The sequence below is a fragment of the Dielma fastidiosa genome (genome assembly GCF_003475485.1).
Lineage (GTDB): Bacteria > Bacillota_I > Bacilli_A > Erysipelotrichales > Erysipelotrichaceae > Dielma > Dielma fastidiosa.
This window is the reverse complement of the sequence record NZ_QRQL01000002.1, coordinates 386,775-412,429: the sequence shown is the minus strand read 5'-3', so window position 1 is coordinate 412,429 and position 25,655 is coordinate 386,775. Positions and strand designations below refer to the sequence as shown.

General features: G+C 41.0%; 29 protein-coding genes. 26 read left to right on the top strand and 3 right to left on the bottom strand.

Going from position 1 to position 25,655, the window contains the following annotated elements:
- Window positions 1-105 precede the first annotated feature (105 nt).
- Window positions 106-738: a hypothetical protein gene (locus DWZ33_RS06750; protein ID WP_118454267.1), complete on the bottom strand. Its 633-nt coding sequence runs from the start codon at window positions 736-738 to the stop codon at window positions 106-108.
- Between the two features lie 208 nt (window positions 739-946).
- Here DWZ33_RS06750 and DWZ33_RS06745 point away from each other — a divergent pair, with 208 nt between their 5' ends.
- The 15 genes from DWZ33_RS06745 to DWZ33_RS06675 all read left to right on the top strand — a co-directional run bounded on the left by DWZ33_RS06745 (window position 947) and on the right by DWZ33_RS06675 (window position 15,063).
- On the top strand, window positions 947-3,040 hold the full coding sequence (locus tag DWZ33_RS06745) for a BglG family transcription antiterminator (RefSeq protein WP_118454266.1): 2,094 nt from the start codon (window positions 947-949) through the stop codon (window positions 3,038-3,040).
- Window positions 3,041-3,217: 177 nt separating this feature from the next.
- Window positions 3,218-3,424, top strand: coding sequence for a 50S ribosomal protein L31 (gene rpmE, locus DWZ33_RS06740; RefSeq protein ID WP_022937315.1), 207 nt, complete (start codon window positions 3,218-3,220; stop codon window positions 3,422-3,424).
- 80 nt (window positions 3,425-3,504) lie between these two features.
- Window positions 3,505-4,092 carry a thymidine kinase gene (locus DWZ33_RS06735; RefSeq protein WP_118454265.1) on the top strand — a complete coding sequence of 196 codons (588 nt, stop codon included), beginning with the start codon at window positions 3,505-3,507 and terminating at the stop codon, window positions 4,090-4,092.
- A 19-nt stretch (window positions 4,093-4,111) separates the two neighbouring features.
- Window positions 4,112-5,185, top strand: coding sequence for a peptide chain release factor 1 (gene prfA, locus DWZ33_RS06730; protein ID WP_118454264.1), 1,074 nt, complete (start codon window positions 4,112-4,114; stop codon window positions 5,183-5,185).
- On the top strand, window positions 5,185-6,042 hold the full coding sequence (prmC, locus tag DWZ33_RS06725) for a peptide chain release factor N(5)-glutamine methyltransferase (RefSeq protein ID WP_118454263.1): 858 nt from the start codon (window positions 5,185-5,187) through the stop codon (window positions 6,040-6,042). The genes prfA and prmC overlap by 1 nt, the downstream gene beginning before the upstream one ends.
- A 70-nt stretch (window positions 6,043-6,112) precedes the next feature.
- Entirely contained in the window at window positions 6,113-6,490 is a 378-nt protein-coding gene (locus tag DWZ33_RS06720; protein WP_022937311.1) for a hypothetical protein, read from the top strand.
- A gap of 64 nt (window positions 6,491-6,554) precedes the next feature.
- Window positions 6,555-7,169 carry an L-threonylcarbamoyladenylate synthase gene (locus tag DWZ33_RS06715; protein WP_022937310.1) on the top strand — a complete coding sequence of 205 codons (615 nt, stop codon included), beginning with the start codon at window positions 6,555-6,557 and terminating at the stop codon, window positions 7,167-7,169.
- Complete coding sequence (gene rpiB, locus DWZ33_RS17960; protein WP_022937309.1) at window positions 7,170-7,610, top strand: ribose 5-phosphate isomerase B; 441 nt, start codon at window positions 7,170-7,172, stop codon at window positions 7,608-7,610. It abuts the gene before it with no gap.
- A 3-nt stretch (window positions 7,611-7,613) separates the two neighbouring features.
- Complete coding sequence (gene glyA / locus DWZ33_RS06705) at window positions 7,614-8,843, top strand: serine hydroxymethyltransferase (RefSeq protein ID WP_118454262.1); 1,230 nt, start codon at window positions 7,614-7,616, stop codon at window positions 8,841-8,843.
- Between the two features lie 106 nt (window positions 8,844-8,949).
- Window positions 8,950-9,627, top strand: a complete 678-nt coding sequence (locus tag DWZ33_RS06700; RefSeq protein ID WP_118454261.1) for a response regulator — start codon at window positions 8,950-8,952, stop codon at window positions 9,625-9,627.
- Complete coding sequence (locus DWZ33_RS06695; RefSeq protein WP_118454260.1) at window positions 9,624-10,775, top strand: sensor histidine kinase; 1,152 nt, start codon at window positions 9,624-9,626, stop codon at window positions 10,773-10,775. The genes DWZ33_RS06700 and DWZ33_RS06695 overlap by 4 nt, the downstream gene beginning before the upstream one ends.
- Window positions 10,776-10,865: 90 nt before the next feature.
- Window positions 10,866-12,620 carry an HlyD family efflux transporter periplasmic adaptor subunit gene (locus tag DWZ33_RS06690; protein WP_182425566.1) on the top strand — a complete coding sequence of 585 codons (1,755 nt, stop codon included), beginning with the start codon at window positions 10,866-10,868 and terminating at the stop codon, window positions 12,618-12,620.
- A gap of 3 nt (window positions 12,621-12,623) precedes the next feature.
- Window positions 12,624-13,832, top strand: coding sequence for an ABC transporter permease (locus tag DWZ33_RS06685; RefSeq protein ID WP_118454258.1), 1,209 nt, complete (start codon window positions 12,624-12,626; stop codon window positions 13,830-13,832).
- 29 nt (window positions 13,833-13,861) lie between these two features.
- On the top strand, window positions 13,862-14,392 hold the full coding sequence (locus tag DWZ33_RS06680; protein ID WP_118454257.1) for a hypothetical protein: 531 nt from the start codon (window positions 13,862-13,864) through the stop codon (window positions 14,390-14,392).
- Window positions 14,389-15,063, top strand: coding sequence for an ABC transporter ATP-binding protein (locus tag DWZ33_RS06675; protein ID WP_182425564.1), 675 nt, complete (start codon window positions 14,389-14,391; stop codon window positions 15,061-15,063). Before DWZ33_RS06680 ends, DWZ33_RS06675 begins: the two co-directional genes overlap by 4 nt.
- A gap of 45 nt (window positions 15,064-15,108) precedes the next feature.
- On the opposite strand, the gene DWZ33_RS06670 is transcribed toward DWZ33_RS06675, so the two are convergent.
- A complete protein-coding gene (locus DWZ33_RS06670; protein ID WP_118454255.1) occupies window positions 15,109-16,140 on the bottom strand; it encodes a MerR family transcriptional regulator in 1,032 nt (343 codons plus the stop codon).
- A 191-nt stretch (window positions 16,141-16,331) separates the two neighbouring features.
- On the opposite strand from DWZ33_RS06670, the gene DWZ33_RS06665 reads away from it, so the two are divergent.
- From DWZ33_RS06665 to DWZ33_RS06655, 3 genes are all read left to right on the top strand, one after another.
- Window positions 16,332-18,113, top strand: a complete 1,782-nt coding sequence (locus DWZ33_RS06665; protein ID WP_118454432.1) for an FAD-dependent oxidoreductase — start codon at window positions 16,332-16,334, stop codon at window positions 18,111-18,113.
- Between the two features lie 121 nt (window positions 18,114-18,234).
- On the top strand, window positions 18,235-18,648 hold the full coding sequence (locus tag DWZ33_RS06660; protein WP_118454254.1) for a DUF3788 domain-containing protein: 414 nt from the start codon (window positions 18,235-18,237) through the stop codon (window positions 18,646-18,648).
- A 29-nt stretch (window positions 18,649-18,677) separates the two neighbouring features.
- Complete coding sequence (locus DWZ33_RS06655; protein WP_118454253.1) at window positions 18,678-19,070, top strand: hypothetical protein; 393 nt, start codon at window positions 18,678-18,680, stop codon at window positions 19,068-19,070.
- Between the two features lie 163 nt (window positions 19,071-19,233).
- On the opposite strand, the gene DWZ33_RS06650 is transcribed toward DWZ33_RS06655, so the two are convergent.
- A complete protein-coding gene (locus tag DWZ33_RS06650; RefSeq protein ID WP_022937297.1) occupies window positions 19,234-20,958 on the bottom strand; it encodes an FAD-binding protein in 1,725 nt (574 codons plus the stop codon).
- A gap of 143 nt (window positions 20,959-21,101) precedes the next feature.
- Here DWZ33_RS06650 and DWZ33_RS06645 point away from each other — a divergent pair, with 143 nt between their 5' ends.
- The 8 genes from DWZ33_RS06645 to atpH all read left to right on the top strand — a co-directional run bounded on the left by DWZ33_RS06645 (window position 21,102) and on the right by atpH (window position 25,643).
- Entirely contained in the window at window positions 21,102-21,974 is an 873-nt protein-coding gene (locus DWZ33_RS06645) for a LysR family transcriptional regulator (RefSeq protein ID WP_118454252.1), read from the top strand.
- 438 nt (window positions 21,975-22,412) lie between these two features.
- Complete coding sequence (gene upp, locus DWZ33_RS06640) at window positions 22,413-23,033, top strand: uracil phosphoribosyltransferase (RefSeq protein WP_022937295.1); 621 nt, start codon at window positions 22,413-22,415, stop codon at window positions 23,031-23,033.
- Window positions 23,033-23,221 (top strand): AtpZ/AtpI family protein, encoded by a 189-nt coding sequence (locus DWZ33_RS06635; RefSeq protein WP_022937294.1) that lies wholly within the window; start codon window positions 23,033-23,035, stop codon window positions 23,219-23,221. The genes upp and DWZ33_RS06635 overlap by 1 nt, the downstream gene beginning before the upstream one ends.
- Complete coding sequence (locus DWZ33_RS06630) at window positions 23,214-23,576, top strand: ATP synthase subunit I (protein ID WP_022937293.1); 363 nt, start codon at window positions 23,214-23,216, stop codon at window positions 23,574-23,576. The genes DWZ33_RS06635 and DWZ33_RS06630 overlap by 8 nt, the downstream gene beginning before the upstream one ends.
- A complete protein-coding gene (locus tag DWZ33_RS06625) occupies window positions 23,577-24,293 on the top strand; it encodes a FoF1 ATP synthase subunit A (protein WP_022937292.1) in 717 nt (238 codons plus the stop codon).
- Window positions 24,294-24,314: 21 nt separating this feature from the next.
- The gene (gene atpE, locus DWZ33_RS06620) at window positions 24,315-24,563 is read left to right on the top strand and encodes an ATP synthase F0 subunit C (RefSeq protein WP_022937291.1); all 249 of its coding nucleotides are present in this window, start codon (window positions 24,315-24,317) and stop codon (window positions 24,561-24,563) included.
- Window positions 24,564-24,597: 34 nt separating this feature from the next.
- Window positions 24,598-25,116 (top strand): F0F1 ATP synthase subunit B, encoded by a 519-nt coding sequence (gene atpF / locus DWZ33_RS06615; protein ID WP_060695860.1) that lies wholly within the window; start codon window positions 24,598-24,600, stop codon window positions 25,114-25,116.
- Complete coding sequence (atpH, locus tag DWZ33_RS06610) at window positions 25,104-25,643, top strand: ATP synthase F1 subunit delta (RefSeq protein WP_118454251.1); 540 nt, start codon at window positions 25,104-25,106, stop codon at window positions 25,641-25,643. Before atpF ends, atpH begins: the two co-directional genes overlap by 13 nt.
- The last annotated feature ends 12 nt before the right edge of the window (window positions 25,644-25,655 follow it).

Here is a 25,655-nt window from a genome sequence, read left to right as displayed (position 1 = left end):
ACATTCATTCTAGGAATATGTAAATTTATCAGTAGAAAGTAATTGACACAAAAAATAACTGTCTTGAGGTTCATCACCAACAAGACAGTTATTTTAGTTTCATTATTAATATCCGTACATCTCTCCCCAATATATCTCATAAATCAGCCAATCATCATCGGTATTTACTTTACCGCATAAAAAGATTCTCGGATAACGTCCACTGTCAATCTGTGCTCCAACGGCATCCTCACCCCACACGAAATCAATATCAGCCTTAACAACAGCTGTTTCACTAAGACTGTATTGATCGATATCCGCTTGTATATGCTCAGCCAATAAAGCATCAATTTCATTTTGGGTTAGGGTCGTTACCTCATGGATAACATAATCCTTAACATATATACCCTCATCAAAGTTCTTCTTCTCATTGGCAGCTGATATCTTTAATGCTTCGTTATCACCATACAAGTCACTCAGCTTGTCATATTCACTGGCAATATCATAATAATAATTATTTACTACTAATTCTTCCACACTGCTTTTTGGAGCTGCTTCTAAAGTAAAACTGCGTCCATTAAATTGAGCGTTCATTTCACCATGATATTCATAGACGTCAGAAGCTTTATTTTCATCTTGTGCTGCATTATTTTGTGAATCATGATTATTTATTTCCGGTTGCTTGTCAGCCGGTGCAGCACATGCACTCAGCATCCCTGCCATAAGCAATATGCTTAAAAACTTATTTATGTTTCTCATCAGTTACCTCCATTTGTTGATCTTACCATTATCTTACCATAAAATATCAGCTTATTATGTGATTTAGAACGCACATATAAAACAAAGTTTAAATTTTGTATAAGCACTTGACAAAAATAAGACATAAATTCAATTGAGGTTTTGCAGCTTATCCAGTAGAATGAAAGTGGAAAATAATAACAATTCAACTGTGATCGGGGGATTGAAAATGGATAATGACTTAATAACATTGATTAAAATCTTGAATAAGAAATCATATCTGACATTGAAAGATCTCGAAATTGAAACAAAAGCAACTAAAAGACAAGTAACTTACCGCCTTGAAAAAATCAATCATCTGCTTAAATCTGAAAATCTGCCCATTATTACAACAGGCGGTAAAAAAGAATTGCTGATTGATGCTCATACGCGTGAATTCCTTGTCGGTTTTATTCATGAGATGAAAAAAGATGATGTTTACTATCTGAATAAAAAAGAGCGTCTGGCTTATATTTACCTAATGCTTTTTATGAATCCTGAGTATATCGCTCTTCAGCATTTTATCGATGCCCTTCAGGTGAGCCGTTCAACAGTGTTGTTAGATTTTAAGGATTTGGTATTAGAATTAGACCAAGATCACATCACAATAAAAAATAATCGTATCAAGGGATATTACCTTTCAGGTTCTGAAATGGAAATCCGCCGTTATATGATGAAGCTGATTATCTCTTCCTTAGCAGATGAACGCAATACGAAAGTATTTGATTTATTTATCGATGATTTTAATTTGGATACATTTGAATATTCCAAGCTGGTAATAACTGAATTATCAGAAAGAAATCATATATCCTTTGTGGAAGACCGTCTTGTAGAATTTATTTATATTTTCATATTTCTAAAAGCAAGAATGATCAGCGGCAAGGATGCCAGTGCTGAAATCAGTATGATGCCTGATTTAGATGCGATGAAATCAATGAAGGAATATGCCTTTACGGAAGCCCTGCTGACAAACTATAAGAATACAAGCTTAATTCCTGAAAAAGAAATCAATTATATTAGTTCATGGATTCTAGGCATATCGGTGGGAAATGTTGAAGAAGATGCGCAGGACTGCTTAATTATCGGCGAAATTGTCGGTAAGATTATGACTCGTTTTGAGTTCTTAAGCGGCATCCATTATAAGGATAGTGAGGAAATTTTCCGTCAGCTGTTTTCGCATTTTCGTCCGGCTTATTATCGTTTGCTGTTCAAATTGCCAATCTATAATCCGCTTTGTCAGCGGGTAAAGGATGAATATAAAGAGCTTTATGCTTTAGTTAAGGAAACTATGAAACCATTTACTGTTCTTTTTGGAGAAGAGATTCCGGAAGATGAATTGGCTTATCTGACAATCCATTTCGCAACCATCTATTCCAAGAATCGTGAAGGTGAAGCGATGGAGAAGAAAAGGGCGCTGATTGTCTGTTCCAATGGCATTGGTTCCTCCGCAATTTTATATAATGAATTAAAGAACATGTTTCCTGAAATATATTTTTATCTGCCCATTGAAGCTGCCGGTTACGCTGATTTTAATGAACCGGTAGAGATTATTTTTACGACGCAGTTTCATCGCGGTATGAATGAACTTAGTATACCAGTGGTTAAGGTCAGTCCTGTCATGGATATGCGCGAGCGTTATGAAGTAGTTCGTGAGGTATGCTCCCGATTGAAAATGTCGCTGGTCAATCAGCCTAATGTAGAAATGATTTTAGAAGCAGTTCGCAAGCATGCAGTGATCAGTGATGAGAATGCATTGTATAATGAGCTTTACGCGATGTTCTCACCCAATGAGAATGCAGTTAAGGATGAGCTTAAGGGATATAAGCTGACGGATTTAATTTCTAAAGAGCTGATCTGTCTGAAACTTGAAGCGAAGGATTGGGAAGATGCTATCCGTCAATCAGGGGCTAAGCTTGTGGATACCGGCAAGGTTACTCAGCATTATATTGATGAAATTATCCGTATCAATAAAGCAACGGCTCCCTATATTGTAATTACTAAGCATGTGGCACTGCCGCATACACGGCCTGAAAATGGTGCTTTAGAATGCGCGCTAGGGGTAGCGGTGCTTAAAAATCCAGTCGTATTTGGCAGCGCAGAAAATGATCCGGTCAAATATATTTTCTGTTTGAGTGCATTGGATAATGAAAGCCATCTGCCTGCGATGTCAGAATTCCTAGATTTGATTAACAGACATGAATTTTTTGAAATGCTGGATCAGGCGGAGACAGCAGATGAGGTAATCAATTATATTAAAGAATATGAAAGCAGTGAAGCAGCTTAAGGTTTATTTTTATAACTAAAGTGAATCACAATCTTTATAGCATTAACTTTTTATTGAAAAAGTAGCTGAAAATGGCTAAAACGTTGATTTACTACTTGCTTTATTGAATTCTATCCGCTATAATTATAAAGCACTTACTTTAGGTAAACTGTTACTTAAGGCGGAAGGAGAAAAATTATGAAACAAGGAATTCACCCAAAATACAATCGTATTATTGTTAAGTGTTCAACTTGCGGAAATGAATTTGAAACTGGTTCAACAGCTAAGGAATTACGTGTTGATACTTGTTCAAACTGTCATCCTTTCTTCACTGGAAGACAACGTTTCGCAGCTGCACAAGGACGAATTGAAAAGTTCAATAAGAAATACGGCATTAAGGAATAATGAAAATCAGGACTTAAAAAGTCCTTTTTTCTTGCCGTGTTATCGAGTATAATAAAGAATGGATAACGAGGTAATCATGTATGTATCAACAATATCGTGAAGGCTGGCTGGAAGTAATCACCGGCTGCATGTTCGCAGGCAAGACGGAGGAGTTGATCAGACGGATCAATGTGCTTCAGTTTGCCGGTAAAAAGGTTGTCGTTTTCAAGCCGAAAATCGATGATCGTTATAGTAAAGATCAAGTTGTTTCGCATTGCGGCAAATGCATCGAGAGTTCTGCGGTTTCCAGTTCAAAAGAAATTTTAAAGCTGGCAGGTGATGCCGAAGTCATTGCCATCGATGAGGTTCAGTTTTTTGATGAAGGTATCATTGAGGTATGCAACTCGTTTGCGGATCAGGGCAGGCGTGTGATGGCCGCGGGTCTGGATCTTGATTTTAGAGGTGAACCTTTTGGGGTTATGCCATCCTTAATGACCTATGCAGAATTTGTTACTAAGCTGACGGCTGTCTGTATGCGCTGCGGCGCTCCGGCTACCCGTACACAGCGGCTAGTTGATGGACATCCGGCCCGTTATGATGATCCGATCATTCAGGTTGGAGCCAGTGAAAGCTATGAAGCACGGTGCCGTCATTGCCATGAGGTACCCGGCAGAACTTTGATTAAATAAAAAGAAAGAAGGTATAGTTATGAATCCGATGATCGAACGTTTAGAATCAATCACAGCGCGTTATGAAGAATTGGGCCAGCTGCTGCTGGAACCAGCTACGTTGTCAGATAATCGTCTGATGGCTAAGCTTGCGAAGGAACAGGCTTCATTGACGCAGACGGTTGAGGCTTATGAAGAATATAAGAAAATTGAAGAAGAACTAGTCAGCGCTCATGAGCTGCTTCATGAAAAAGATGAAGAGATGCGTGAGATGGCAAGAATGGAGATTGAAGAGCTTGAACCCCGCAAGGAAGAGCTGATTGCTAAGCTTGAAGTATTATTAATACCTAAGGACCCAATGGATGATAACAATGTTATCGTGGAAATCCGCGGTGCAGCCGGCGGTGATGAAGGTAATATCTTTGCCGGTGATTTATACCGTATGTATACACGTTATGCTGAAACAGTTGGCTGGAAGACTGAATTAATGGAAGTTCAGGAATCAGAAGCCGGCGGTTTCTCTTTGATTTCCTTTATGCTTAAGGGTGATCGTGCTTATGGCCGTTTAAAATTCGAATCAGGCTCACATCGTGTACAGCGTGTGCCAAAGACAGAATCAGCCGGACGTATCCATACATCAACAGCAACGGTATTAGTTTCTCCGGAAATTGAAGCGGCAGATTTTGAAATTGATGATAATGATCTGGAAATTGAAACATGCCGTTCATCAGGTGCCGGCGGTCAGCATATCAATAAGACTGACTCTGCGGTGCGTATCGTACATATTCCTACCGGTATCACGGTAAAGTGTCAGGATGGCCGTTCTCAGCATGAGAATAAGGCAACGGCTATGCGTTTAGTTCGTTCCCGTGTCTATGAGGAGCATATGCGCAAGCTGGAAGAAGAAGCCGGTGCAGAACGCCGCAGTAAAATCGGTACTGGTGACCGTTCAGAAAAAATCAGAACGTACAACTATCCGCAGAATCGTGTTACCGATCATCGCATCGGCTTAACGATCAACCAGCTTGACCGTATCATGGAAGGTAAACTGGGCGATGTATTAGATGCGCTTGAAGAATACGATCAAAAGCTGAAACTGGCTGGTGAAAAATAATGCCGACCTATCGTCAATGTCTGAAACAGGCTCAAAAGCAGATGCAGAATGCCGGTTTGAGTGAACAAAGTGCTACTTTGCTGATGCTTGAGCTGGCGAATATGGATTCCCAGAATCTTTATATGGATTATGAAAAAGAGATGCCATCAGAGCTTGAAGAAAGCTTTAACGAAGCCTTTCCGAGATTATTAAGCGGGGAACCGCTCCAGCATATTCTGGGCTTTGAGTGGTTTTATGGTTATCGCTTTAAGGTGAATGAAGATGTGCTGATTCCACGCCCGGAAACCGAAGAACTGGTTGCCAATATTCTGGCGGCCTATGATGAGCATTTTGCTGATAAGGAAAATGTGATGGTTTGCGACATCGGTACTGGTTCAGGTGCAATTGCGATTTCATTGAAAAAAGAAGAACCTAAATTAAACGTCATGGCTACGGATATCAGTGAACGGGCATTAGCGGTCGCTGGTGAAAATGCAAAAATCAATGAAGTACAGGTAGCCTTTTGCTGCGGTGATATGGTAGAGCCTTTAATTGAACGTCAGCTGCATTTCGATATTCTGATTTCTAATCCGCCTTATATTCCTAATGATGAGGAGCTTGAACATTCGGTTAAGGACTTTGAACCGCATGTTGCTTTATTCGGCGGTGATGATGGTTTGAAATTCTACCGCATCATATTTGAACGCTCTAAGCTGATTCTAAACGAAAAGAGTATGCTTGCCTTTGAAATCGGATATAATCAAAAGGAAGCTTTGATGGCTGAGGCTGCAAAATACTTCCCTGATAGTAAGATTGAAGTGTTAAAGGATATGAATGGCAAGAATCGTATGTTATTTATTTATAATCATTGCGACTAAGAACCTAATGGTTCTTTTTCTATGTTTAAATTAAGCAGAACTGTCTATCCTTAAGGCAGGAGGCTGACATATGAAAAAACTAACACTAATCCTGCTGATCTGGACATTCTGGCTGGTAACGCCAATAAAATCAGAAGGTGTGGTTCCTGAATATACAATATATAATGATTCAAAGGCAGCGGATATTGCCGCTGTACATGATGAGGTGATGACGATTGCCAGTGATTTATTTCAATATGCGGATGCTGACAGTTATCAGACACTGCTGCAAAGCGGCATTCAAAAATTCAGTCATGAAGGCTGGCAGGTTAAGCTTCATAACCATTCTTTAATCATAACCATCGGAGATGGCAAAGGCGATGTTGTCGGCGGTAAGTTTACAAAAAATGAATTTTGTCTGCCAGAGGTAAAACCAAAATCAATTGTGCGTGAATGGCTCGGATTTTAATTCGAGTCTTTTTCTTTATAAGTATGAATAATTGTGGTAAACTGTTTGCAGAGTGGTGATATAGATGGAAACAAAAAGAAAAACAAAAGAAGAAATGGATGAAGTTATTGAGTGTTTACAAGCCGGTGGCGTGGCAGCATTTCCTACCGACACAGTGTATGGTTTAGGTGTCATTTATGATGATGAAAAAGCCTTGGAGCGTTTAAAAGAAGCGAAGGGAAGACCGGAGAATAAACCGATTCCGCTGATGATTTCTAATCTGAAGCAGATTGAAAGCGTGGCGGTAGTTACGGAAAAAGCAAAGAAGCTGATTCAGAAATTTATGCCGGGTGCCTTCACAATTATTTTAAAGAAGCGTGAAAATGTACCGGCCTATGTAACTAATGGCTTTGATACCATCGGCATCCGTATGCCTGATGATGATTTTATTCTTGAATTAATGAACCGCATTGGTAAGCCGATGCTGGTAACAAGCGCGAATATGTCCGGTATGCCGACAGGTACAACTTTCATGGAAGTTATTGAACAGCTGGAAGGCAGAATTGACATGGTAGTTAAAGGAATGTGCGGCTGTAAGGAAAGCTCAACCATTGTAGATGCGTCTACGGATGCGGTAAAGCTGATCCGCAAAGGCCCGATCAGTGAAGATGAAATCATGAAAATCGTGGAGGAAAATTAAATGAAAGTTGCAATTGCTTGTGATCACGGTGCATATGAATATAAGGAAATCTTAAAAAAGATGCTGATTGAGGAAGGATATACGGTGACTGATTTTGGCACTGATTCTACTGCTTCAGTCGATTATGCGGATTATGCCTCAGCCGCCGCCAGAAGTGTAGCGGCTCATGAGAATGATAAGGGTATTGTCTTATGCGGTACCGGTATTGGTGTAAGTATTGCAGCCAATAAGATCAAGGGCATCCGCTGTGCCTTATGTTCAGATCCATTGAGCGCCCGTTTAACCAGAGAGCATAATGATTCCAATGTATTAGCCATGGGCCAGCGCATCATCGGTGAAGAATTGATGAAGGAAATTGCTCATGTATGGCTGACTACTGAGTTCTCACATGAAGAACGTCATCAGCGCCGTATTGATAAAGTAAGCAAATTGGAGGACTAAGAAATGAAAGATCTTGAAATTCAGGCAGCCATTGAAGAAGAAGCAAAGCGTCAGTTATATAACATTGAACTGATTGCCTCCGAGAATTATGTATCCGATGAAGTTATGGAAGCAGCCGGCAGTATTTTGACAAATAAATATGCGGAAGGTTATCCAAGCAAGCGCTATTACGGCGGCTGTGTCAATGTGGATGTCGTGGAAAACATTGCCAGAGAGCGTTTATGCCGTATTTTTGGTGCTGAGCATGCGAATGTGCAGCCGCATTCAGGATCACAGGCTAATATGGGTGTTTATATGGCTGTCCTTGAACCTGGTGATAAGGTTTTAGGTATGGACCTTAGCTCCGGCGGTCATTTAACGCATGGCCATCCTTTAAATTTCTCAGGAACGCTGTATCATTTTGTCAGCTATGGCGTTAACCGTGAAACTGAAATGATTGATTATGATGAGGTTATGGAAATTGCAATGCGAGAAAAACCGAAGCTGATCGTAGCAGGCGCAAGTGCTTATCCGCGGATCATTGATTTTGCTAAATTCAGGGAGATCGCTGATGCATGCGGTGCTTATCTGATGGTGGATATGGCGCATATTGCGGGTTTAGTAGCTGCCGGTCTGCATCCAAATCCAGTTCCTTATTGTGATTTTGTCACGTCCACAACCCATAAAACATTAAGAGGCCCGCGCGGCGGTATTATTCTCTGTAAAGAGAAATACGCGGCATTATTGGATAAGAAAGTGTTCCCTGGCATGCAGGGCGGTCCGCTGATGCATATTATCGCGGCAAAAGCAGTGTGCTTTAATGAGGTACTGCAGCCTGAGTTTAAAGAGTATGCAAAGCAAATCATTGATAACTGTAAAGTTTTAAGTGATACATTAAAAGAGGAAGGCTTCAGAATCGTAACCGGCGGTACCGATAATCATTTGATTTTAGTTGATGTGATGGGTTCAATTGGTGTCAGCGGTAAGGAATGCGAAAAAATTCTTGATGAAGTATGCATTACCTGCAACAAGAATACGATTCCTTTTGATACACAAAAACCATTTGTAACATCAGGTATTCGTTTGGGTACAGCGGCAATGACAACCCGTGGTTTCAAAGAAGCTGAATTTAAACAAGTAGCGCTTTGGATTTCAAAAGCGTTAAAGAATAAAGAGAATGCGGAAGAACTGGCAAAGATTCGTGACGAGGTACGTTCACTGACCGTCAATTATCCGATTCACCGCGCTTATTAATCGAATATAAATCGAAGGTGGTAGCAAGCTAAAACTATCACCTTTTTCTTATCCTTAACCGCATCTTAACCTTCGTGTGATAAGATTATTGAAAGGATGTGTTAAAATGAAAATACTGATTATTGAGGATGAGATTGATCTGTTGGAAGCGCTGGCTTTGGGCTTTAAAAAGAAAGGCTACGCGGTAGATATTGCCGATGAGGGCAGTTTGGGCTTAGAGTACCTGCTTACAAATGACTATGATCTATTAATTTTAGATTTGAATTTACCGTCTATGGATGGTATTGAAGTCCTGCAGGCGATAAGAAAAGAAAACAAGGAATTAAAGATATTGATTCTTTCCGCGAGAACAGAAATTGATGATCGAGTGAAGGGACTTGAATTAGGGGCTAATGATTATTTGATTAAACCCTTTGCATTTGCGGAATTAGAAGCTCGCTCAGCAGCTTTATTAAGACGTAATTTTATACAGCGTGATCCTTTGCTTCGCCATGGCAGCCTGACGCTTGATATGAATCTTCGAAGTGTTATGATTAATGAAAATAAAATTGAATTAGCACCTAAGGAATATGCCATCCTTGAATATCTGCTGTTTAATGCCGGCCGGGTTGTGAGCGCGGAGGAGCTGATTGAACATGTATGGGAAAGTGATGCTGATTATTTCAGTACATCACTTAAGGTTCATATGAGCAATCTAAGAAAAAAATTAGTGGAAGCAAGCGGTGCGGAAATAATTCTTACGATCCGCGGCGCCGGTTATTTGATTGAGGAGTGTAAAGAATGAAAAAAATATCCTTACGCTGGCGGGTAACGATAGCGGCCGCTTTTGTATTGACCTTGTTTTGTGTGGCGATGACGCAGTCTTCAATCCGTGATGCCAACATTATTATAGCCGATCCAATTCTTAAACTAAGAACCGCGATGAAAGCCGATCCGATTCTTAATGGTGATCAAAATTTTTCGCCGGATACGGCGCTTGATGAGACAGTATATAATGGCTTAGATAATTTTACCCAAAGGAGCTATTTGTTTATGCTGGCAGCGATTGGCGGCGGATCTTTTTTAGTTTATCTATTGGCGGGTTATTCATTGCAGCCAGTTAAAAAGCTAAGCAGCAGCATTGAAGCAATCAGTGAAAAACAGCTGTCATCACGAATTCAAGGCTTTGACAGCAAAGATGAAATTGCGAAACTGGCAGATGATTTTAATGCGATGATGGATCGTTTGGAAATTGCTTTCCTTCGTGAAAAGCGCTTTTCTTCAAATGCCGCTCATGAATTGCGCACACCCTTAACGATTATCCGTACTAATTTAGAAATTTTGGCGATGAATGAAACACCGGCAATAGAAGATTATGAACATGTTGTGAAAATCATTAAAAAACAAAATCAGCGGATGATTGCCCTCGTTGAGGATTTGTTTGCTTTATCGGCAATGAAATCATCAAGCATTGAGGATGTCTTTGACGTCAAGGAGATAATTGTGGATATTATACGGGAAATGCAGCCTTTGGCAAATCAGCGAAAGATTGATATTCAATCAGAATTATCATCAGGACTGATTAAGGGTAATCCAATTATCTTCCGACAGGCAGTAGCCAATTTGATTGAAAACGGCATCAAGTATAATACTGAGCAAGGCACTTTAAAGGTGCGTTCTTTGATTGAAAAGAATCAATATATAATTGCCGTTGAAGATACGGGGATCGGTATTGATCAGGAGCAGGCAGCGCATATTTTTGAACCCTTTTATCGAATTGAAAATTCACGTTCAAGAAATACCGCCGGCGCCGGTCTTGGTTTAGCGCTGTGCCGTGAAATCATTGAGGGACATGGCGGCAGTGTTGCATACAGCCCGCTGGAACATGGCAGTTTGTTTACCATTCAGCTGCCTTTAAATCAAAATCTAACAGCTGTCAACGAACCGGATTAAACCGGTTTTTTTTCTGTAACTTATGCTGAGTCTTAACTTAGTCTTAACCTAATCCCTGATAAACTAAAACCCGGGAAGCGAGGTTTGATGATGAATTTATTAAATAAAAGTGTACATTGGTTTAAAAAGAATCCCAAACGTCTGATTATAGTCGCAGCAGCCTCGGCGATCATACTGGGCGGCTGGTCATTGTTTAAACCAAAGGATATTGATGATGGCGCAATCTTGCGCGAATATCCAGTTACACGCGGTAATATTACGGTAGGTGTAGAAGCAAGCGGCAAATTAACTTCAAAGCGAACGATTCATACTTTTGCGGAAGGTTTGATATTTGAAGAATATTTAGTACCGCAGGGAGGTGAGGTCAAGAAAGGTGACGCACTTGCCAGAATTTCACTGACTAATTTGAATGAGGTGATTGATCGATTAGAAAAAGAGGCAGCAGACGCGAAAGATGCCTATCTCCAAGCAGGCAACGCGATTACCCGCTTTCAGCTTCAGTCTTCTTTATCAGCAGAGGAGAAGCAGCAGAATTCAAAATTAAAATATGAGGCTGATTTGAAGCAGATTACAGAGGAACTGGATGATCTTGCTAAGCAGTTGGAAGCATTGGAAAAGCAGAAGCTGACGCTGTCGCCTAACAATAAGGAAGCGTTGGAAGAGGAAAAGCAAACACTTGAAAAGAGCTTAAAAGCAGCCCGAGCGGAATTAGACGCGCTAGAAGAAGCTCGTGAAGCAGAGCTGGAACGTGAAATGGAAGAGGCTGCTTATCAAAGTAACATTAATAAGGAACAGCTGATTGCCTATCAAAATGCGATTGAGGAAGCCGCAGCGGCATTAAAAAAAGCTGAAGCGGAGGCCGAAGAGGAAGCTATAAAGCGTGCTAAAGCGGCGCTTGAACAGGCGGAAGCAGCCAAGCGTCTTTATCTGATGCAGAGTAATAAGGGCTTAAGTGACCGCTTTGAAGCAAGCCGTTTAGCCTATGAGGAAAAGAAAAAGCAGGCCGAACAAAATATCTCTGATCTGCGTGCGAAAATCAGAAATCTCGCAAATAAATCAGAGGAAGTGCTGGCCAAGCAAAGCGCTGAGCTGGATACTCAGATTGCGGAAATAAAGGATAAAATTGAAAAGGCAAACCGTCGGCTGGAGGATTTGAAAAAGCAAAGAAATGAAGAGCTGGAAAGAGAAGCGGCTGCTGGAGATACACAGGATAAGCTGAACGAACTTGAGCTATCTTCTTTGAGAGCCAGTGAACAAAGAGCTTACCGGACTTATGATACTGCACAGCAGGAACTTGAAAAAGCAATAAAACTGTTGGATGAGCCTATATTATATGCCGAGACGGACGGTATTGTTTTGACCGCACCTTACCGCAGTCAGGAAAAGATAACGAATGAGAAAGCGGTTGTTGAGATTGGCAGCTTAAAAGACATGGAGCTTGAATTAGTCATTGAGCCGGTGGATATTAACGATATTGAAATCGGTCAGTTTACATCAATCAGTGTCAGCGTCTTTCCATCTGATGAATTAGAAGGTGAAGTCATCTCTAAAAACTTGGCGGTGAATGACGGTAACTATAGCATTAAAGTAAAACTGAAAGAGAATCCATTAAGTCTGCTTGAAGGAATGGCGGCAAATGCGACCATCGTTACAAAACAGAAAAAAGATGTTCTGATATTATCCAATAAAGCAATTAAGCTTGTTGATGGAAAACAGGTTGTAAAGGTTAAGGATGAAAAAGGACATTTACAGACAATTGAAATCACGGCGGGATTTTCAGATGGTCAGGTTAGTGAAATACTCAGTGGTCTTTCTGAAAATGATGTAGTTATCGTAGAGGATTAGGTCATGAAAATAACCGAGCTGATCCGTCTGATTTGGATCAATGTTAAACAGAATCGATTCAAGGTAATGCTGACATCATTGGGTATTATTGTTGGTACGCTGACTATCGTTTTAGTTATAGCGATCGGCCGCGGCGGTGAACAGGAGGCAGCCCGTCAATTCTCGGGGTTGTCGGCGGATACGATTTATATAAAGCCTGATTGGGCATCCATTTATTCAATGCAGGGCAGTAATAAGATTGAAAAGCTGGATGAGGAAGACCTTGGTCACATCATGGATGAAACAACGGTACTGAGTGGTATTTATCTAAGAGAAAGCGGCTATAAGCAAGTAAAGATTAAACGTCAAAAGGCTAATCTTTCAATTGTTGGTGTAACAGAAGGATATGCGGAAATATCAAACTTCACCTTTGCCGCCGGCAATGATTTCTCAGAATCGGACTATGAACAAGGAAGCAGTATTGTTGTGATCGGACATGGAATCGCAGAGACATATTTTAATGGCGCTGAGGGTGCTGTCGGAGAAAAGTTGGTGATTGATCAGACCGTCTATAAAGTCGTTGGCGTACTCAGCAGAAGCGGTGATGGCTTACAAGGATTAACCAGTGATGATTCAGTTTTTATGACTTATAAAACTTTTAAAAAAGCAAAAATCACTGCCGAGGATAACTATGCTGAAGCGGTAGGCAAGGCAATCAGTATAAAAGCTGTTCCCCGTGCGATTAAAGAAATCACCAGCACCTTGAATTATTATATGGTGAATGGCGATAAGTACAATGTTGAGGATGCCGGCAGCCGTATTGAAGCGGCTACCAAATCAGCACGGACGATGAAACTGCTGCTGATCGCGGTGGCGGCGATTGTCTTTGTGGTCGGTGGTATCGGCATTATGAATGTACTGTTTGTGACGATTAAAGAGCGAACTAAGGAAATCGGTATTCTAAAAGCTCTTGGTTCCAAGCAGCATGACATATTACTGCAATTTCTGCTTGAATCGGTAGCAATCGGCATCTTTGGCGGCGGTGTCGGAGTGTTATTGAGCTTTGGTGCATTACCGCTCCTAAGCCGTTATACAGATATTCCAATTGCCCCGTCATTTGAAGGCTTTGTGCTGGCATTTGGATTCGCGGTATTGACCGGAACTTGTTTTGGCTTCTATCCAGCATATAAGGCATCACAGCTTGTACCGGTGGAAGCATTAAATCATGATTAACGCTGTAAACAGCAAGAAAGGAACAATTTATGAAAAAAACAATTAAATTTATGAGCGCATTACTTTGCGTTTTGGCATTAGCTGCCTGTTCAGCACAGCCAAAAGAAAATACAAATCAAAATCCAGGCAATGATGTAAACATCAGTGATAACGGAGCGCAAGAAACGCCAAAAGAAGAAAGCAAAGAATACTTTGGCCGTGTAGAAAGTGTAGCCGGTAATGAAATTGAATTGCAATTAGCACAGACGCCTGGAATTACGGACGGCAATAATGAAGGTTCAGCCGGCGGCATGGAAGGCGAAACAGCAATCGGCGGTGTGGCAGACGGCGGCGGTTCAGATGCAACCGCTAAAGACCCGGTTACCGAGTCACCGAAAAAATTATCCGAAATGATCGAATACAGCGGTGAAAATAAATCATTTATCCTGCCGGCGGGCATAACAATTAACAGCCTAAGCGGCGGCAAAGCTGATTTGACATCAATTCGCAAAGGCTCCGTCATCCTAATTCAAGTTGATGAAGCTGGCAATGTTACAGCTTGTGAGATTTGGGAATCATGATTACGCTGAAAAATATCAACAAATCTTATTGGATCGGCGAAAATAGGCTGCATGTCTTAAAAGACGTAAACCTTACCGTTAAGCAAGGTGACTTTGTAACGATTCTTGGTGCTTCAGGTTCAGGCAAAAGTACGCTGATGAATATTATCGGCTGTATGGATAACTTTGACAGCGGCAGCTATGAATTAGATGGTTTATCAATCACGCCCGATGACGAAGATCGCATGGCGGAAATCCGCAATCATAAGATTGGCTTTATCTTTCAGAAATACCATCTTATTCCCCAGTATGATGTGCTGCAAAATGTCGTAATGCCTTTGTTGATTCGAGGCGTGGATCGGAAACAGGCAATTGAAAGAGCCTATCAAGCAATTGAAATGGTTAATCTTAGTGAAAGAACCGATCATTTGCCCAATGAATTATCCGGCGGTCAGCAGCAGCGTGTTGCGATTGCCCGTGCCTTAATTACTCAGCCCTCACTGCTTTTGGCTGACGAACCAACGGGTGCGTTAGATTCAAAAACAAGTGAAGACATCCTGGCACTGTTTAAAGAATTAAATGCGAAAAGAAATACCATTATTCAAATCAGTCATGATGTGAAGGTGGCGCAAGCAGGAAAACGCATCGTTTATATTAAAGATGGTGTATTAAGTGATACGGAAAGCGATTAAGAAACAGAAAGCCATGGTGAATTTCAATCCCATGGCTTCATTTAATTATTCACTGGCTAAAATCTTCTTCATAACTGGAATCGGTAATTGTGTATATAATGCTTTTTCAAATGAATTATAACCAATAATACCTGGATAATTTTCAATATCAAATTGATCATGCAGCACTTGTTTTAAAGATTGATATAAATTATTCAGACTGCCATGCAGCAATTCCCATGCTACTTCATTTACACAGATATTTAAGTGATCTAGGTAGAGCTTATAATTTTCATTGTATTGGATCATCAGCTCATTAAGCGGGCCGTTTTTAAGATTGAATATAGGAAACATAACCTTTTCATAATTAAGATTCCAATAGATCTGCAGCGTTTCATCATTTGACAGTGTAACTAAATCATTGATGAGCCGCTGTTTTACATTTTCTTTAGAAGCATTGTTCATTTTGATCACCAGCATCGAATCCTGATAGCGATTTAATGAATTACTGCGGATATATTTAGGGTCTGTGGAATAAATTACCTTGGCTACATAACGCAGAGAACCGCTTAATTCTTTCTGGGTTAATTCAGTCATTTTACGCCATAAAAAGTGCCGGTATTCACTTTCTTCCACATCCAGAAAAGTACACCAGATAAATATTGATACCATGCGGGCGTCCTGTGATGGGCATAAGAAATCAAGGGCCGAACGTTCCTGATCGGTTAATTGATATTGGCGGTCTAAAAATTCATCAAGTGAATCAATGTTGTACTGAGGCGGCATCGACAATAATAACGAACTGATTGAACGTACGTTTTCAAGATTGGAGGCAAGCTGCTGACGCAGAGTTTCCATATGCTGATGCATAAAAAAATTAACCATATTCGGATAGCGGAAGGCTAATTTCATCTGTTCACAGGACATGCCAAAGTTACGCATGACCGCGATAATGCGCAGACGGTGAAGATCTTCCTCACTAAAATGATGATAGCTGTTATGCTTATCGCGTTCAGGATTTAAAAGTTGGGCATTTATATAATAATAAATCGCTTTCTTAGTTAAACCGGTCGCTTTGCAGACATCGCTGATTTTCATTCTATCATCCTTTCAAACTGTTCCCTGGGGTATGCTTTATTTTACATGATTTTGTTAATTATTGCACTAATTTCAGGAAAATTGCTTTAAAAATATTAAATAAAGCTTGAAAAAAGGAGGGTTGACTCGTGCTTCACAGGACAGCTTATAATTTAATTGCGAAAGCATTAACAAAGAAAGAGGAGGATATAATGAAACAAAACATGATTAAATTATCTTCATTGCTGATGTGTGCGGCTTTGGCCTTATCACTAGGTGCATGCAGTAAGCCGGCAGAGCCTGAAACAGAGGCAGGCAGTTATACAGCTGGTACTTATACAGGTGAAGCAGCCGGCATGAAGGGGCCAATTGTGGTTGAGGTAACATTTACTGACAGTGAGATTAAGGAAGTAAAGGTAAAGGAGCATAACGAAACATTTGGTATCGGTTATGGTATGACAACGACACCTATTGAAGTGCTGCCAAATGAAATCGTGGAAACACAGTCATTGAACCTTGATGCTATTACGGGTGCGACAATTACTTCAGCGGCTGTTAAATCAGCGGTTGCTGAGGCGGTGAAGCAGGCTGGCGCAGATCCGGAAGTCTTAAAAGCTGTGCCGGCAGTAAAGGATGAAGCAAAGGATGAGGTTTATGATGTGGACATTGTCATTGCCGGCGGCGGTGTAGCCGGTTTGAGTGCAGGCATTGAAGCGGCTGCTCAGGGCGCTAAGGTACTGATTGTTGAAAAACAGGGAATTGCCGGCGGTACGACTTCACGCAGCGGCGGTAAATTATTAGCAAGCGGTACTTCTTGGCAGACAGCGCAGGGTTTTGATGACAATCCTGAATTAATGTTTGAATACTTAAAAAGTGTCGGCGGTGATCTGCTTGATGATGCTAAGCTGATGGAATTCTGCAATGAATCGGTGGCCAATCTTGATTGGGTTGCTGAACAAGGTGTTCCAGTACAGGATGTAGAAGCCATTCATTCATCATTAACCCCTTGGCGTGTTCATAATGTAGAAGGCGGCGGCGGAATGACCAACGGTCATGGCGGTCAGATTATTGTACCGCTGTTAGATAAATTCTTATCACTTGGCGGTGAAATCATTTATAATACCGCGGCTGATGAACTGCTGGTTGATGAAAACGGACTTGTCAGCGGTCTGCATGCGCTAAAGAGTGATGGTTCGAATGTTACTGTAAATGCGCAGGCCACAATACTGGCAACCGGCGGTTTCTTCCAAAATAAAGAATTAATGTCACGCTATCCAGCAGCTGTTAACGCTAATACAAGCGCGCCAAAAGGGAATGTCGGTGACGGCTTGAAAATGGCAGAAAAAGTGGGCGCTGATGTATTCATGAGCAATGGTGTACATATCGTATTCTGTAATTTCGCAAGCGGTGTCGGTATTAATGAAGAAGCGGGACTGATTGTCAATGAGGAAGGCAAGCGGTTTGGCAATGAATATACATATCAATATCACGTTGCTAAGAATCTGATGGATACCGGCAGTGTGAAAGGGTATTATATCGCTGCTGAAAATGATCCTAATAAAACTGTACAATATGCATTAACCCTTGATTCAACATTAAAATCTGACAGTATTGAAGGACTTGCTGAACTGATGGGTGTTGATGCCGAAACATTAAGGGCTACAGTGGATCGTTATAACGAATTATGCGCGGCTGGCAATGATGAAGATTTCAATAAGCCGGCGGATAAAATGATTCCTGTTGAAGGTACGACCTATTATGCATTAGAAATGAAACCAGCCGGTTCAGTGACTTACGGCGGTTTAGTCACCGATCTTGATTCAAGAGTATTGGATAAGGAAGGCACGCCAATCGATCATCTGTATGCTGCCGGTGAGGTTGCTTTTACAGGCTTCTTTGGTGAAGAATATCCATGCTGCGGGATGGCTATATCAACAGGTGTTTACATGGGCAGAGATGCTGCGAGAATAGCTGTTGCTGAATTAAAGAAATGAGCTGAATAGGTACTCGGCAGAGTGCCTTTTTATTTGATTTATTGAGCTGAGGATGCTTTGACATAAACCATAAAATCAATTAAACTGATAGTAGATCATGATAAAGCAGGAGGTAGTTAACATGGGCGAGCGAATGCTTAATAAACAAGTAATGCCAACGATGGATGAAATGAGGGCCACCTGCGGCAGCAACGCAGAATTATTTACAAAACTGAATCAATGGCTGCATGAAACTTACAACACTGAGGAAAAGATTGTTTTTCCTTACGGCAATAATTACGGCTGGGGAGTAGCGCATAAAATTAAACAGAAATTAATATGTAATGTATTTGCGGAAAAAGATGCATTTACGGTAATGTTACGCTTAACAAATAAACAGTTTGATGCTGTTTATGATCAGGTGCGGAAGGATACGCAAGTCTGTATAGATAATAAATATCCATGCAATGATGGCGGCTGGATCCATTATCAGGTTACAAACATGGAGAATTTTGAGGATATTCAGCAATTGCTGGCGGTTAAGTGTGGGAAATAAGCAGTCAGCGTAATATTGGGGGAACAATTATGAAAAATAAATGGCTAATATCAGCGATAATTGTTTTAGTGCTATGTAATTTAGGTTTGCTTTCTATGTACATGAGTGAAAAAAGCGATAAAGTATATCCGCTTTTGGGTACTTATTCAAATCAAACTGAAATAAATGATAATCTTATCTATTTTGTGTTTGACCGCGATAATAATTATTACTTTTATAAGGTCAATACTTTGGTTGATCAAGGTAATTGGCGCAAAGCAGAGGATAATGTCTACCTGATACAAGGTGATCATACAGATACGATGGTTGTTACCGATGAGGATCATTTTTATTATTATTTGCCGGATTATCGTAAAGAGGTGATTGAGTTTAAACGCGTTTCCTTTACACCAACACTTTTTGGATCAGAGGATCAGGAATAATCCTTATCTTTAAGCTATTTTATGACAGCGCTTGAGAGTGCATTGCTAGTAATCAAGTGGGGTAGCTGAACGGAATTATGAATCATTTAAATTTTTATAAACATGAAAAAATCTGTGACTTTCGCGTATTTCAGCTGAATCACAGATTTTTAATTTATTAATCTTATTCTAAACTAGCCGCAGCATTTTCACCAGCCACACGACCGAATGAAACTGACTGTGAATAACCGCCTGACTGCCATGTAACTTCACCAGAAGCGTACAGTCCTTTTACAACTGAACCATCTTCATAAAGTACCTGAGCTTTTTCGTTTGCAACGACACCGCCCTTAGTCATATGATTGGCTGATTCAACACGTACTGCGTAATAAGGCCCCTGAGCATCCATTGGACGATTTTCAGGCTGACCTGAGAATTCATCATTTTCACCAGCTGCCGCTGCTGCGTTGAAGCTGTCAAAAGTTGCCTGTAATTGTTCAGCATCAATACCTAATTGTTCAGCAATTTCAGCCATTGTCTGACCTGTTACATAATAACCAGCATTTACATGCTTTCTGATACGATAGAAAGAATCATAGCCTGATTGGTCAGTGATATAATAAGCTGCACCATCGCTCTGAGCTTGGATTGTTGTACCTAATTTAATACCGCCGGCACTTTCAGCAATGAAACGATTACCTTCTTTATTAACAAGAATGAATTGATCGGCACCGCCAGTTAAATCACGGCGTACAGAAATAATTAATGGGAATACACGAACCATGTCCATGTTCTCCATTGCGAAACCATTCTTTTCAAATACTTTTACGAAATCACCTGTTGTACCTAATTGATTGGATGTATTTAATACTTCATAACCAGGAGCGTATTCAGCAACCAATTCCTTGTTAGAACAGAAGCCGCCGGTTGCGATGATTGTTGCAGCTGCCAGAATGTTATAGCTTTCATTGTTATTGTTAGTAACCATAACACCTTTGCATTCACCGTTTTCCATGATTAAGTCATTACCCTTAGTACCAGTGCGGATATCAATATTTAATGCCTGTGCACGTTTTTCTAAACCAGCTTGTACAACCTCACCGGCATATTGGTCTTCTTTAGCCATGTGGTTTGTACTGCCATAGTTGTAATCAAGTTCAACACCCATGCCTCTCAGCCATGCATCAAGCTGTGCTTCCTGCTCAGCCCATACCTGCAGACGCTCAGCCGTATCACCGGCATCCTTCATATCTTCAATGAAGTTTTCCACAGCATTTTCAGTGTAGCGTTCTGTACCTGCTGCTTTTTGTGCTTCAGAATTAATCAAGTCATAGAAGTTCATATCGAACTTACCATTACCGCTCAGAATATCAAATTTTTCTACCAGAATAACATTCGCATCAGGATTTGCTTCTTTAGCCGTAATTGCTGCAGCCAATCCAGAAGGACCGCCGCCGACAACTACGATATCAGCATTTACATCTTCAATCGTTTTAGCTTCTTTAGCTGGGCCTGCAGTTGTCATGGTGATCGCCTCAACCTCCATGCCAGCCTGTTTCATTGCGTCAGCTACAGCGCTCTTTACTGCGAAAGATGAGAATGTAGCAGCACTCACGCTGTCAACGACAGGTGAATTAGCTTCTAAAATACGATCCCTGATAATTGGGAATGCGCGGTCGATAACGACATTTGTTTCATGGTTTTCACCTAATGCGATATCTGTAATAACATTGTTGTCAATGGTAACTGTCAGATTCAGTTCACCACCGTAGCCTGAAGCTTTCGCTTCAAATGTGCCAGCTGCTGTTTCTGGTTCTTTGTTGTCAACCGGAGCATTGCTGCTGGAACAAGCGCCAAGACTTACAGCCATTAAGCCGGCAAGACTTGCCTTTACAAATTTGTTGTTCATATTTCCCTCCAAGAAAAAGGTTCCTGACCTTTTAGTTAATATATTATCAAGCCTAAAACATTATGTAAAATTATGATTACTTATTTAACGATAAGAATATCTTATAGATAAAAAATAAGTTATACTTAATATGAGGTGATTTTATGTTAGACGTTAAAGTTGAAACCTTTTTAGTTGTCTGTGAAACCATGAATTACACAAAGGCGGCTCAGCTGCTGCATATTACCCAGCCGGCAGTCTCCCAGCATATTCGAGCTTTGGAGGCTCAGGTAGGTACCCGGCTTATCAGCTATGAAGGCAAACAGCTGATACTGAGTGAGGCTGGCATGATGTTTCGGCAGGCGGCTACTACGATGCGTCATGACGCGCAGAAGCTGATTGAAATGATTCATCAGCAAACCTCAAAAAGAGTTCTGCATTTCGGAGCTACCCTGACGATTGGGGAATATATCATGCCGAAGGTCTTGCTGAAGGTTTTAGAACGTGAACCTGACGCGGAAATACGCATGTTTGTTACCAATACAGCAAAGCTGATTCAAATGCTGGATGATGGAGATATTGACTTTGCGATAGTTGAAGGCTTCTTTGCAAAGTCCTCCTATGACAGCATCGTATATAGCTGTGAGCGATTTCTGCCGGTTTGCGCCTATGATACTCAATGCTCAGCAAAATCAATGGCTGATCTGCTGAATGAAAGACTGCTCGTCCGTGAAGCTGGTTCAGGAACACGTGAAATGCTGGAGCGGAAGCTGAAAGAGAAAAATCTGACACTGAATGATTTTGCACATAAGGTTGAAATCGGCAACCTGAATACAATTAAGAAGATGGTTTGTGCGGGCGCCGGTATATCATTCTTTTATCAGCCGGTGGTTCAGCAGGAATTGGATCAGGGAATCTTACGGGAAATTACATTAAATGATTTTTCCGCGACTCATGAATTTAATTTTATCTGGCGTAAAAACAGTATATATAAGGATATATATCATGAAATCTACAAGATGCTTGGGAAAGCATAAAAATTATCGTTAAACATGGTCATAATATAGGGAATTATCGGCTAATTTGTCAATATTCATGACCATGGAAATCCCAATTATGCAATTTAGACAGAAAATTGATTTTGTGTAAATACAAGATTCAATTTTAAGGGTATAATTATATCTGACAGAACTGCTGAGGCTGTTAGTAAGTATATTTTTCTATGCTGAATGGTGGTTGTTAAAAATATTGCTATTATCACAAGATGAAAAAGGTTACTTAGGAACACTTATGCTTGATGTATGCGCTTTATATAAGTGACTGCCTAGGCAACTGCTTAAAAGCAGTGAGGTGAACTCCTTTTATAGTTTGTGAAAATGGCTAAAAAAATTAGCAAACGGGCTACTCATTTGGTGTCAGAAATGGTATACTTATCAAGAATTAGTGGCTGTGATCCACAGTAATGGAGGAAACGTATGTTACATGTTTTAGAACACCCTTTGATTACGCATAAACTGGCTATCATGCGGTCGAAGGATACGTCTACCAAAGATTTTCGTCAGAATCTTGACGAGATTGCCGGTTTGATGGCGTATGAAATTACCCGTGATGTTCCAACCCGTGATGTGGTTGTGGAAACACCGATGGGTGACTGTCATACCAAGACATTGGCAACAGATATTGTTTTAGTGCCAATTCTGCGTGCGGGACTGGGTATGGTTAATGGTATCTGCGATCTGGTGCCGACGGTAAAGGTAGCACATATCGGATTGTACCGTGATGAAGAGACGCTTGAACCACATGAATATTTTGCGAAATATCCAAAATGCATGGATGATGCAGTTGTGATGATTGTTGACCCTATGCTGGCGACCGGCGGCAGCGCGAATGCGGCAATCACCATGGTAAAACGTCAGGGCGCGAAGAATATTCGCCTGGTTTGTCTGGTTGGCGCACCGGAAGGTGTTAAAGCTGTTGAGGCGCAGCATCCGGATGTTGATATTTATCTAGCGGCATTGGATGATAAGCTGAATGAAAAAGGTTATATCGTACCAGGTCTTGGTGATGCCGGCGACCGTATCTTTGGTACAAAATAATGAATGGCTATCATAAGGCGACGCGCTTTGTCACACGGATCGTTGTGGGAAGTATCTTTGCGATATTTTTTGGTAAATGGGTTGATGAACAATTACATACGACACCATGGATCATGATTGCGCTGCTGCTTTATGTGCTGTTTGGCAGTTTGTATTTATTAATAAGGGAGACTTCAAAAAATGGATGAAAAAACCATACTGGCCTATCAGATACGCAAGCTGACATTGCTCTTAGCCGGAGTCCTGATTGTACTCTCGCTTATTTTTAAAGAAGCATCGATTACAGGTGGAATTGCGATTGGTGCATTGGTATCGATCATCGGCTTCAACATGGTAGTTAAAATGGCTTATAAAATCAATGGGCCAAGTGCCGGCCGCAGTGCCCGCGCGAACTATCTGCTGCGCTATATGATCTATGCGCTGATTTTCGGCGTCAGCTATTGGCGGGGGTTTAATATATTCGCGCTGTTAGCTGGTTTCCTTTGCAACAAGGCAGCAATTTTAATCTATACCCGCTTTTTTGCGGACAAGGAGGTGAAATAGTTGGAGAATTTTGATGGCATATTGCTTACGATCGGTTCGCTTGAGATTCAGATTCATGTTTCAATTCTGGTCTGGCTGGCGATCTGTACGATTGTAGCTGTACTGATGGTCGTACTTGGCAGCAAGTTCAAGAAGGCTGACGCTTCACAGGCACCGCATGGCGTTTTGCTGGTTGCGGAAGCGGCTGTGCAGTTAGTGATCTGGATCGTAAACAACAGCCTCGGTAAACGGACGCGAAAGTTCCTTCCATTATATGGAACCATGATTATTATCATGCTGCTTTCAAATCTGAGCAGCCTGTTAGGTGTACAGGCACCGACATCCAACTTAAGCGTCAATGCAACACTTGCCGTAATCATGTTCTGTGTGATTCAGTTCACCGCCTTTAAGGAACAGGGGATTTTGGGTCATCTTAAGGGATGGACCGAGCCTATCTGGATTCTGACACCATTGAATATTCTTGGTGACTGCGTATTCCCGCTTTCGCTCTCATTGCGTCTGTTCGGTAATATGCTGGGAGGAACGATCATCATGACGCTGATTTACAGTTTGTTTGCGGTGTTAAACAATCTGTTTACAGGATTAGGCGTTTCGTTGTTCATTGTTACACCATTTCTACATATGTATTTTGATATTTTCTCAGGATGCATTCAGACTTACATCTTTTTCACTTTATCAACCTTTTTCTTGGGACAGGCTTTCCCGGAAGAAGACTAAAAGCTATAGGAGGAACACAAAATGGCTGAGTTTAATGAATTTTTCGTTGCCGGTATGGCAGTTTTAGGTGCTGGGATCGCAATGGTAGCTGGTCTTGGTCCTGGTATCGGTGAAGGTATTGCCGCTAGTAAGGCTTGTGAGGCTGTGGGCAGAAATCCGGATGCTGAAAGCAAGATTCGTAATATGATGGTATTAGGTATTGCATTATCAGAAACAACAGGTATCTATGCGTTAATTATCGCTCTGATTCTGATTTTCCTTAAAGCGTAGTCTAGGTAGTGAAAATTAAGAAAAGGAGGGTATCATGAATATTAATATTGATAACTATCTGCGTCTGAATGTCACAGATATGATACTCGTTCTGATTTCTACTGTGCTGATCTGTCTGCTTGCTAAACATTTTTTCTGGCCTCAGGTGCTGGGGTATTTTGACCGCCGTCAGAAACTGATTGCCGATGAAATTGCCAGCGGCCAGCAGGCACATGCGGAAGGTGAAGCATTTAAACAGCAGTATGCTCAACAATTAAAAGGAGCTAAGAATGAAGCTCATGAGATTATTGAGGCGGCAAAGCTCAGCGCGAAGCAGGAAGGTGCTCAAATTTTGAGCAAGGCTCGTGTTGACGCGAACAATGCTGTTGAAAAGGCACAGCGTGATATTGAACGTGAAAAGATGATGGCTGAAAAAGACATCAAGAAAGAAATCACAGAGGTTGCCTTCCTTGCGGCTGAAAAGATTGTCGGCAAGGAGTTAAATGATGAAGAACAGAAGAAGTATATCGATGACTTTATCAATAATGCAGGTGAAACACCATGGCAGGGTTAGTAGCGAAGGGTTATGGTGAAGCGCTGTTTGAGATCGGCCTTGAATGCAATAAGCTGGATCAGTTTAAACAGGAGTGTCGTGTTGTCTTATCAACGATGACGCCTGAATTGGCGAAGGTTTTGAATCATCCAAAGGTTCGCAAACAGGAAAAGAAAGAACTGCTTGAAAAAATTTATGGGAAAGATATCGATCATTTATTATTGAATTATATGAAGTATATGATTGATAAGAACCGTTTTGTCAAGTTTAAGGATGCTGTTGAGGAGTTTGAAGCATTGTATAATAATCATTTTCATATTGCGGTTGCCTATGTGGCAAGTGCCGTTGAATTGGATGAGAATGAGAAAAAGCGTGTTTCAGAAATGCTTGAACAGAAAATGAATCAAAAAGTTGAATGCAGGTGGTCAGTGGATAAAGCACTGCTTGCGGGTCTAAGAATTAAAATCAATGACCAGATTCTTGATAACTCTGCGGCTAATCGTTTAGCCCGTCTCAGGGAAGAAGTTGTCAATACTGCGCTGCAATGAGTGAGGTGACGA

Coding starts and splice junctions, on each gene's coding strand:
- DWZ33_RS06750 (WP_118454267.1), bottom strand. CDS start 738: ATGAGAAACATAAATAAGTTTTTAAGCATATTGCTTATGGCAGGGATG.
- DWZ33_RS06745 (WP_118454266.1), top strand. CDS start 947: ATGGATAATGACTTAATAACATTGATTAAAATCTTGAATAAGAAATCA.
- rpmE (WP_022937315.1), top strand. CDS start 3,218: ATGAAACAAGGAATTCACCCAAAATACAATCGTATTATTGTTAAGTGT.
- DWZ33_RS06735 (WP_118454265.1), top strand. CDS start 3,505: ATGTATCAACAATATCGTGAAGGCTGGCTGGAAGTAATCACCGGCTGC.
- prfA (WP_118454264.1), top strand. CDS start 4,112: ATGAATCCGATGATCGAACGTTTAGAATCAATCACAGCGCGTTATGAA.
- prmC (WP_118454263.1), top strand. CDS start 5,185: ATGCCGACCTATCGTCAATGTCTGAAACAGGCTCAAAAGCAGATGCAG.
- DWZ33_RS06720 (WP_022937311.1), top strand. CDS start 6,113: ATGAAAAAACTAACACTAATCCTGCTGATCTGGACATTCTGGCTGGTA.
- DWZ33_RS06715 (WP_022937310.1), top strand. CDS start 6,555: ATGGAAACAAAAAGAAAAACAAAAGAAGAAATGGATGAAGTTATTGAG.
- rpiB (WP_022937309.1), top strand. CDS start 7,170: ATGAAAGTTGCAATTGCTTGTGATCACGGTGCATATGAATATAAGGAA.
- glyA (WP_118454262.1), top strand. CDS start 7,614: ATGAAAGATCTTGAAATTCAGGCAGCCATTGAAGAAGAAGCAAAGCGT.
- DWZ33_RS06700 (WP_118454261.1), top strand. CDS start 8,950: ATGAAAATACTGATTATTGAGGATGAGATTGATCTGTTGGAAGCGCTG.
- DWZ33_RS06695 (WP_118454260.1), top strand. CDS start 9,624: ATGAAAAAAATATCCTTACGCTGGCGGGTAACGATAGCGGCCGCTTTT.
- DWZ33_RS06690 (WP_182425566.1), top strand. CDS start 10,866: ATGAATTTATTAAATAAAAGTGTACATTGGTTTAAAAAGAATCCCAAA.
- DWZ33_RS06685 (WP_118454258.1), top strand. CDS start 12,624: ATGAAAATAACCGAGCTGATCCGTCTGATTTGGATCAATGTTAAACAG.
- DWZ33_RS06680 (WP_118454257.1), top strand. CDS start 13,862: ATGAAAAAAACAATTAAATTTATGAGCGCATTACTTTGCGTTTTGGCA.
- DWZ33_RS06675 (WP_182425564.1), top strand. CDS start 14,389: ATGATTACGCTGAAAAATATCAACAAATCTTATTGGATCGGCGAAAAT.
- DWZ33_RS06670 (WP_118454255.1), bottom strand. CDS start 16,140: ATGAAAATCAGCGATGTCTGCAAAGCGACCGGTTTAACTAAGAAAGCG.
- DWZ33_RS06665 (WP_118454432.1), top strand. CDS start 16,332: ATGAAACAAAACATGATTAAATTATCTTCATTGCTGATGTGTGCGGCT.
- DWZ33_RS06660 (WP_118454254.1), top strand. CDS start 18,235: ATGGGCGAGCGAATGCTTAATAAACAAGTAATGCCAACGATGGATGAA.
- DWZ33_RS06655 (WP_118454253.1), top strand. CDS start 18,678: ATGAAAAATAAATGGCTAATATCAGCGATAATTGTTTTAGTGCTATGT.
- DWZ33_RS06650 (WP_022937297.1), bottom strand. CDS start 20,958: ATGAACAACAAATTTGTAAAGGCAAGTCTTGCCGGCTTAATGGCTGTA.
- DWZ33_RS06645 (WP_118454252.1), top strand. CDS start 21,102: ATGTTAGACGTTAAAGTTGAAACCTTTTTAGTTGTCTGTGAAACCATG.
- upp (WP_022937295.1), top strand. CDS start 22,413: ATGTTACATGTTTTAGAACACCCTTTGATTACGCATAAACTGGCTATC.
- DWZ33_RS06635 (WP_022937294.1), top strand. CDS start 23,033: ATGAATGGCTATCATAAGGCGACGCGCTTTGTCACACGGATCGTTGTG.
- DWZ33_RS06630 (WP_022937293.1), top strand. CDS start 23,214: ATGGATGAAAAAACCATACTGGCCTATCAGATACGCAAGCTGACATTG.
- atpE (WP_022937291.1), top strand. CDS start 24,315: ATGGCTGAGTTTAATGAATTTTTCGTTGCCGGTATGGCAGTTTTAGGT.
- atpF (WP_060695860.1), top strand. CDS start 24,598: ATGAATATTAATATTGATAACTATCTGCGTCTGAATGTCACAGATATG.
- atpH (WP_118454251.1), top strand. CDS start 25,104: ATGGCAGGGTTAGTAGCGAAGGGTTATGGTGAAGCGCTGTTTGAGATC.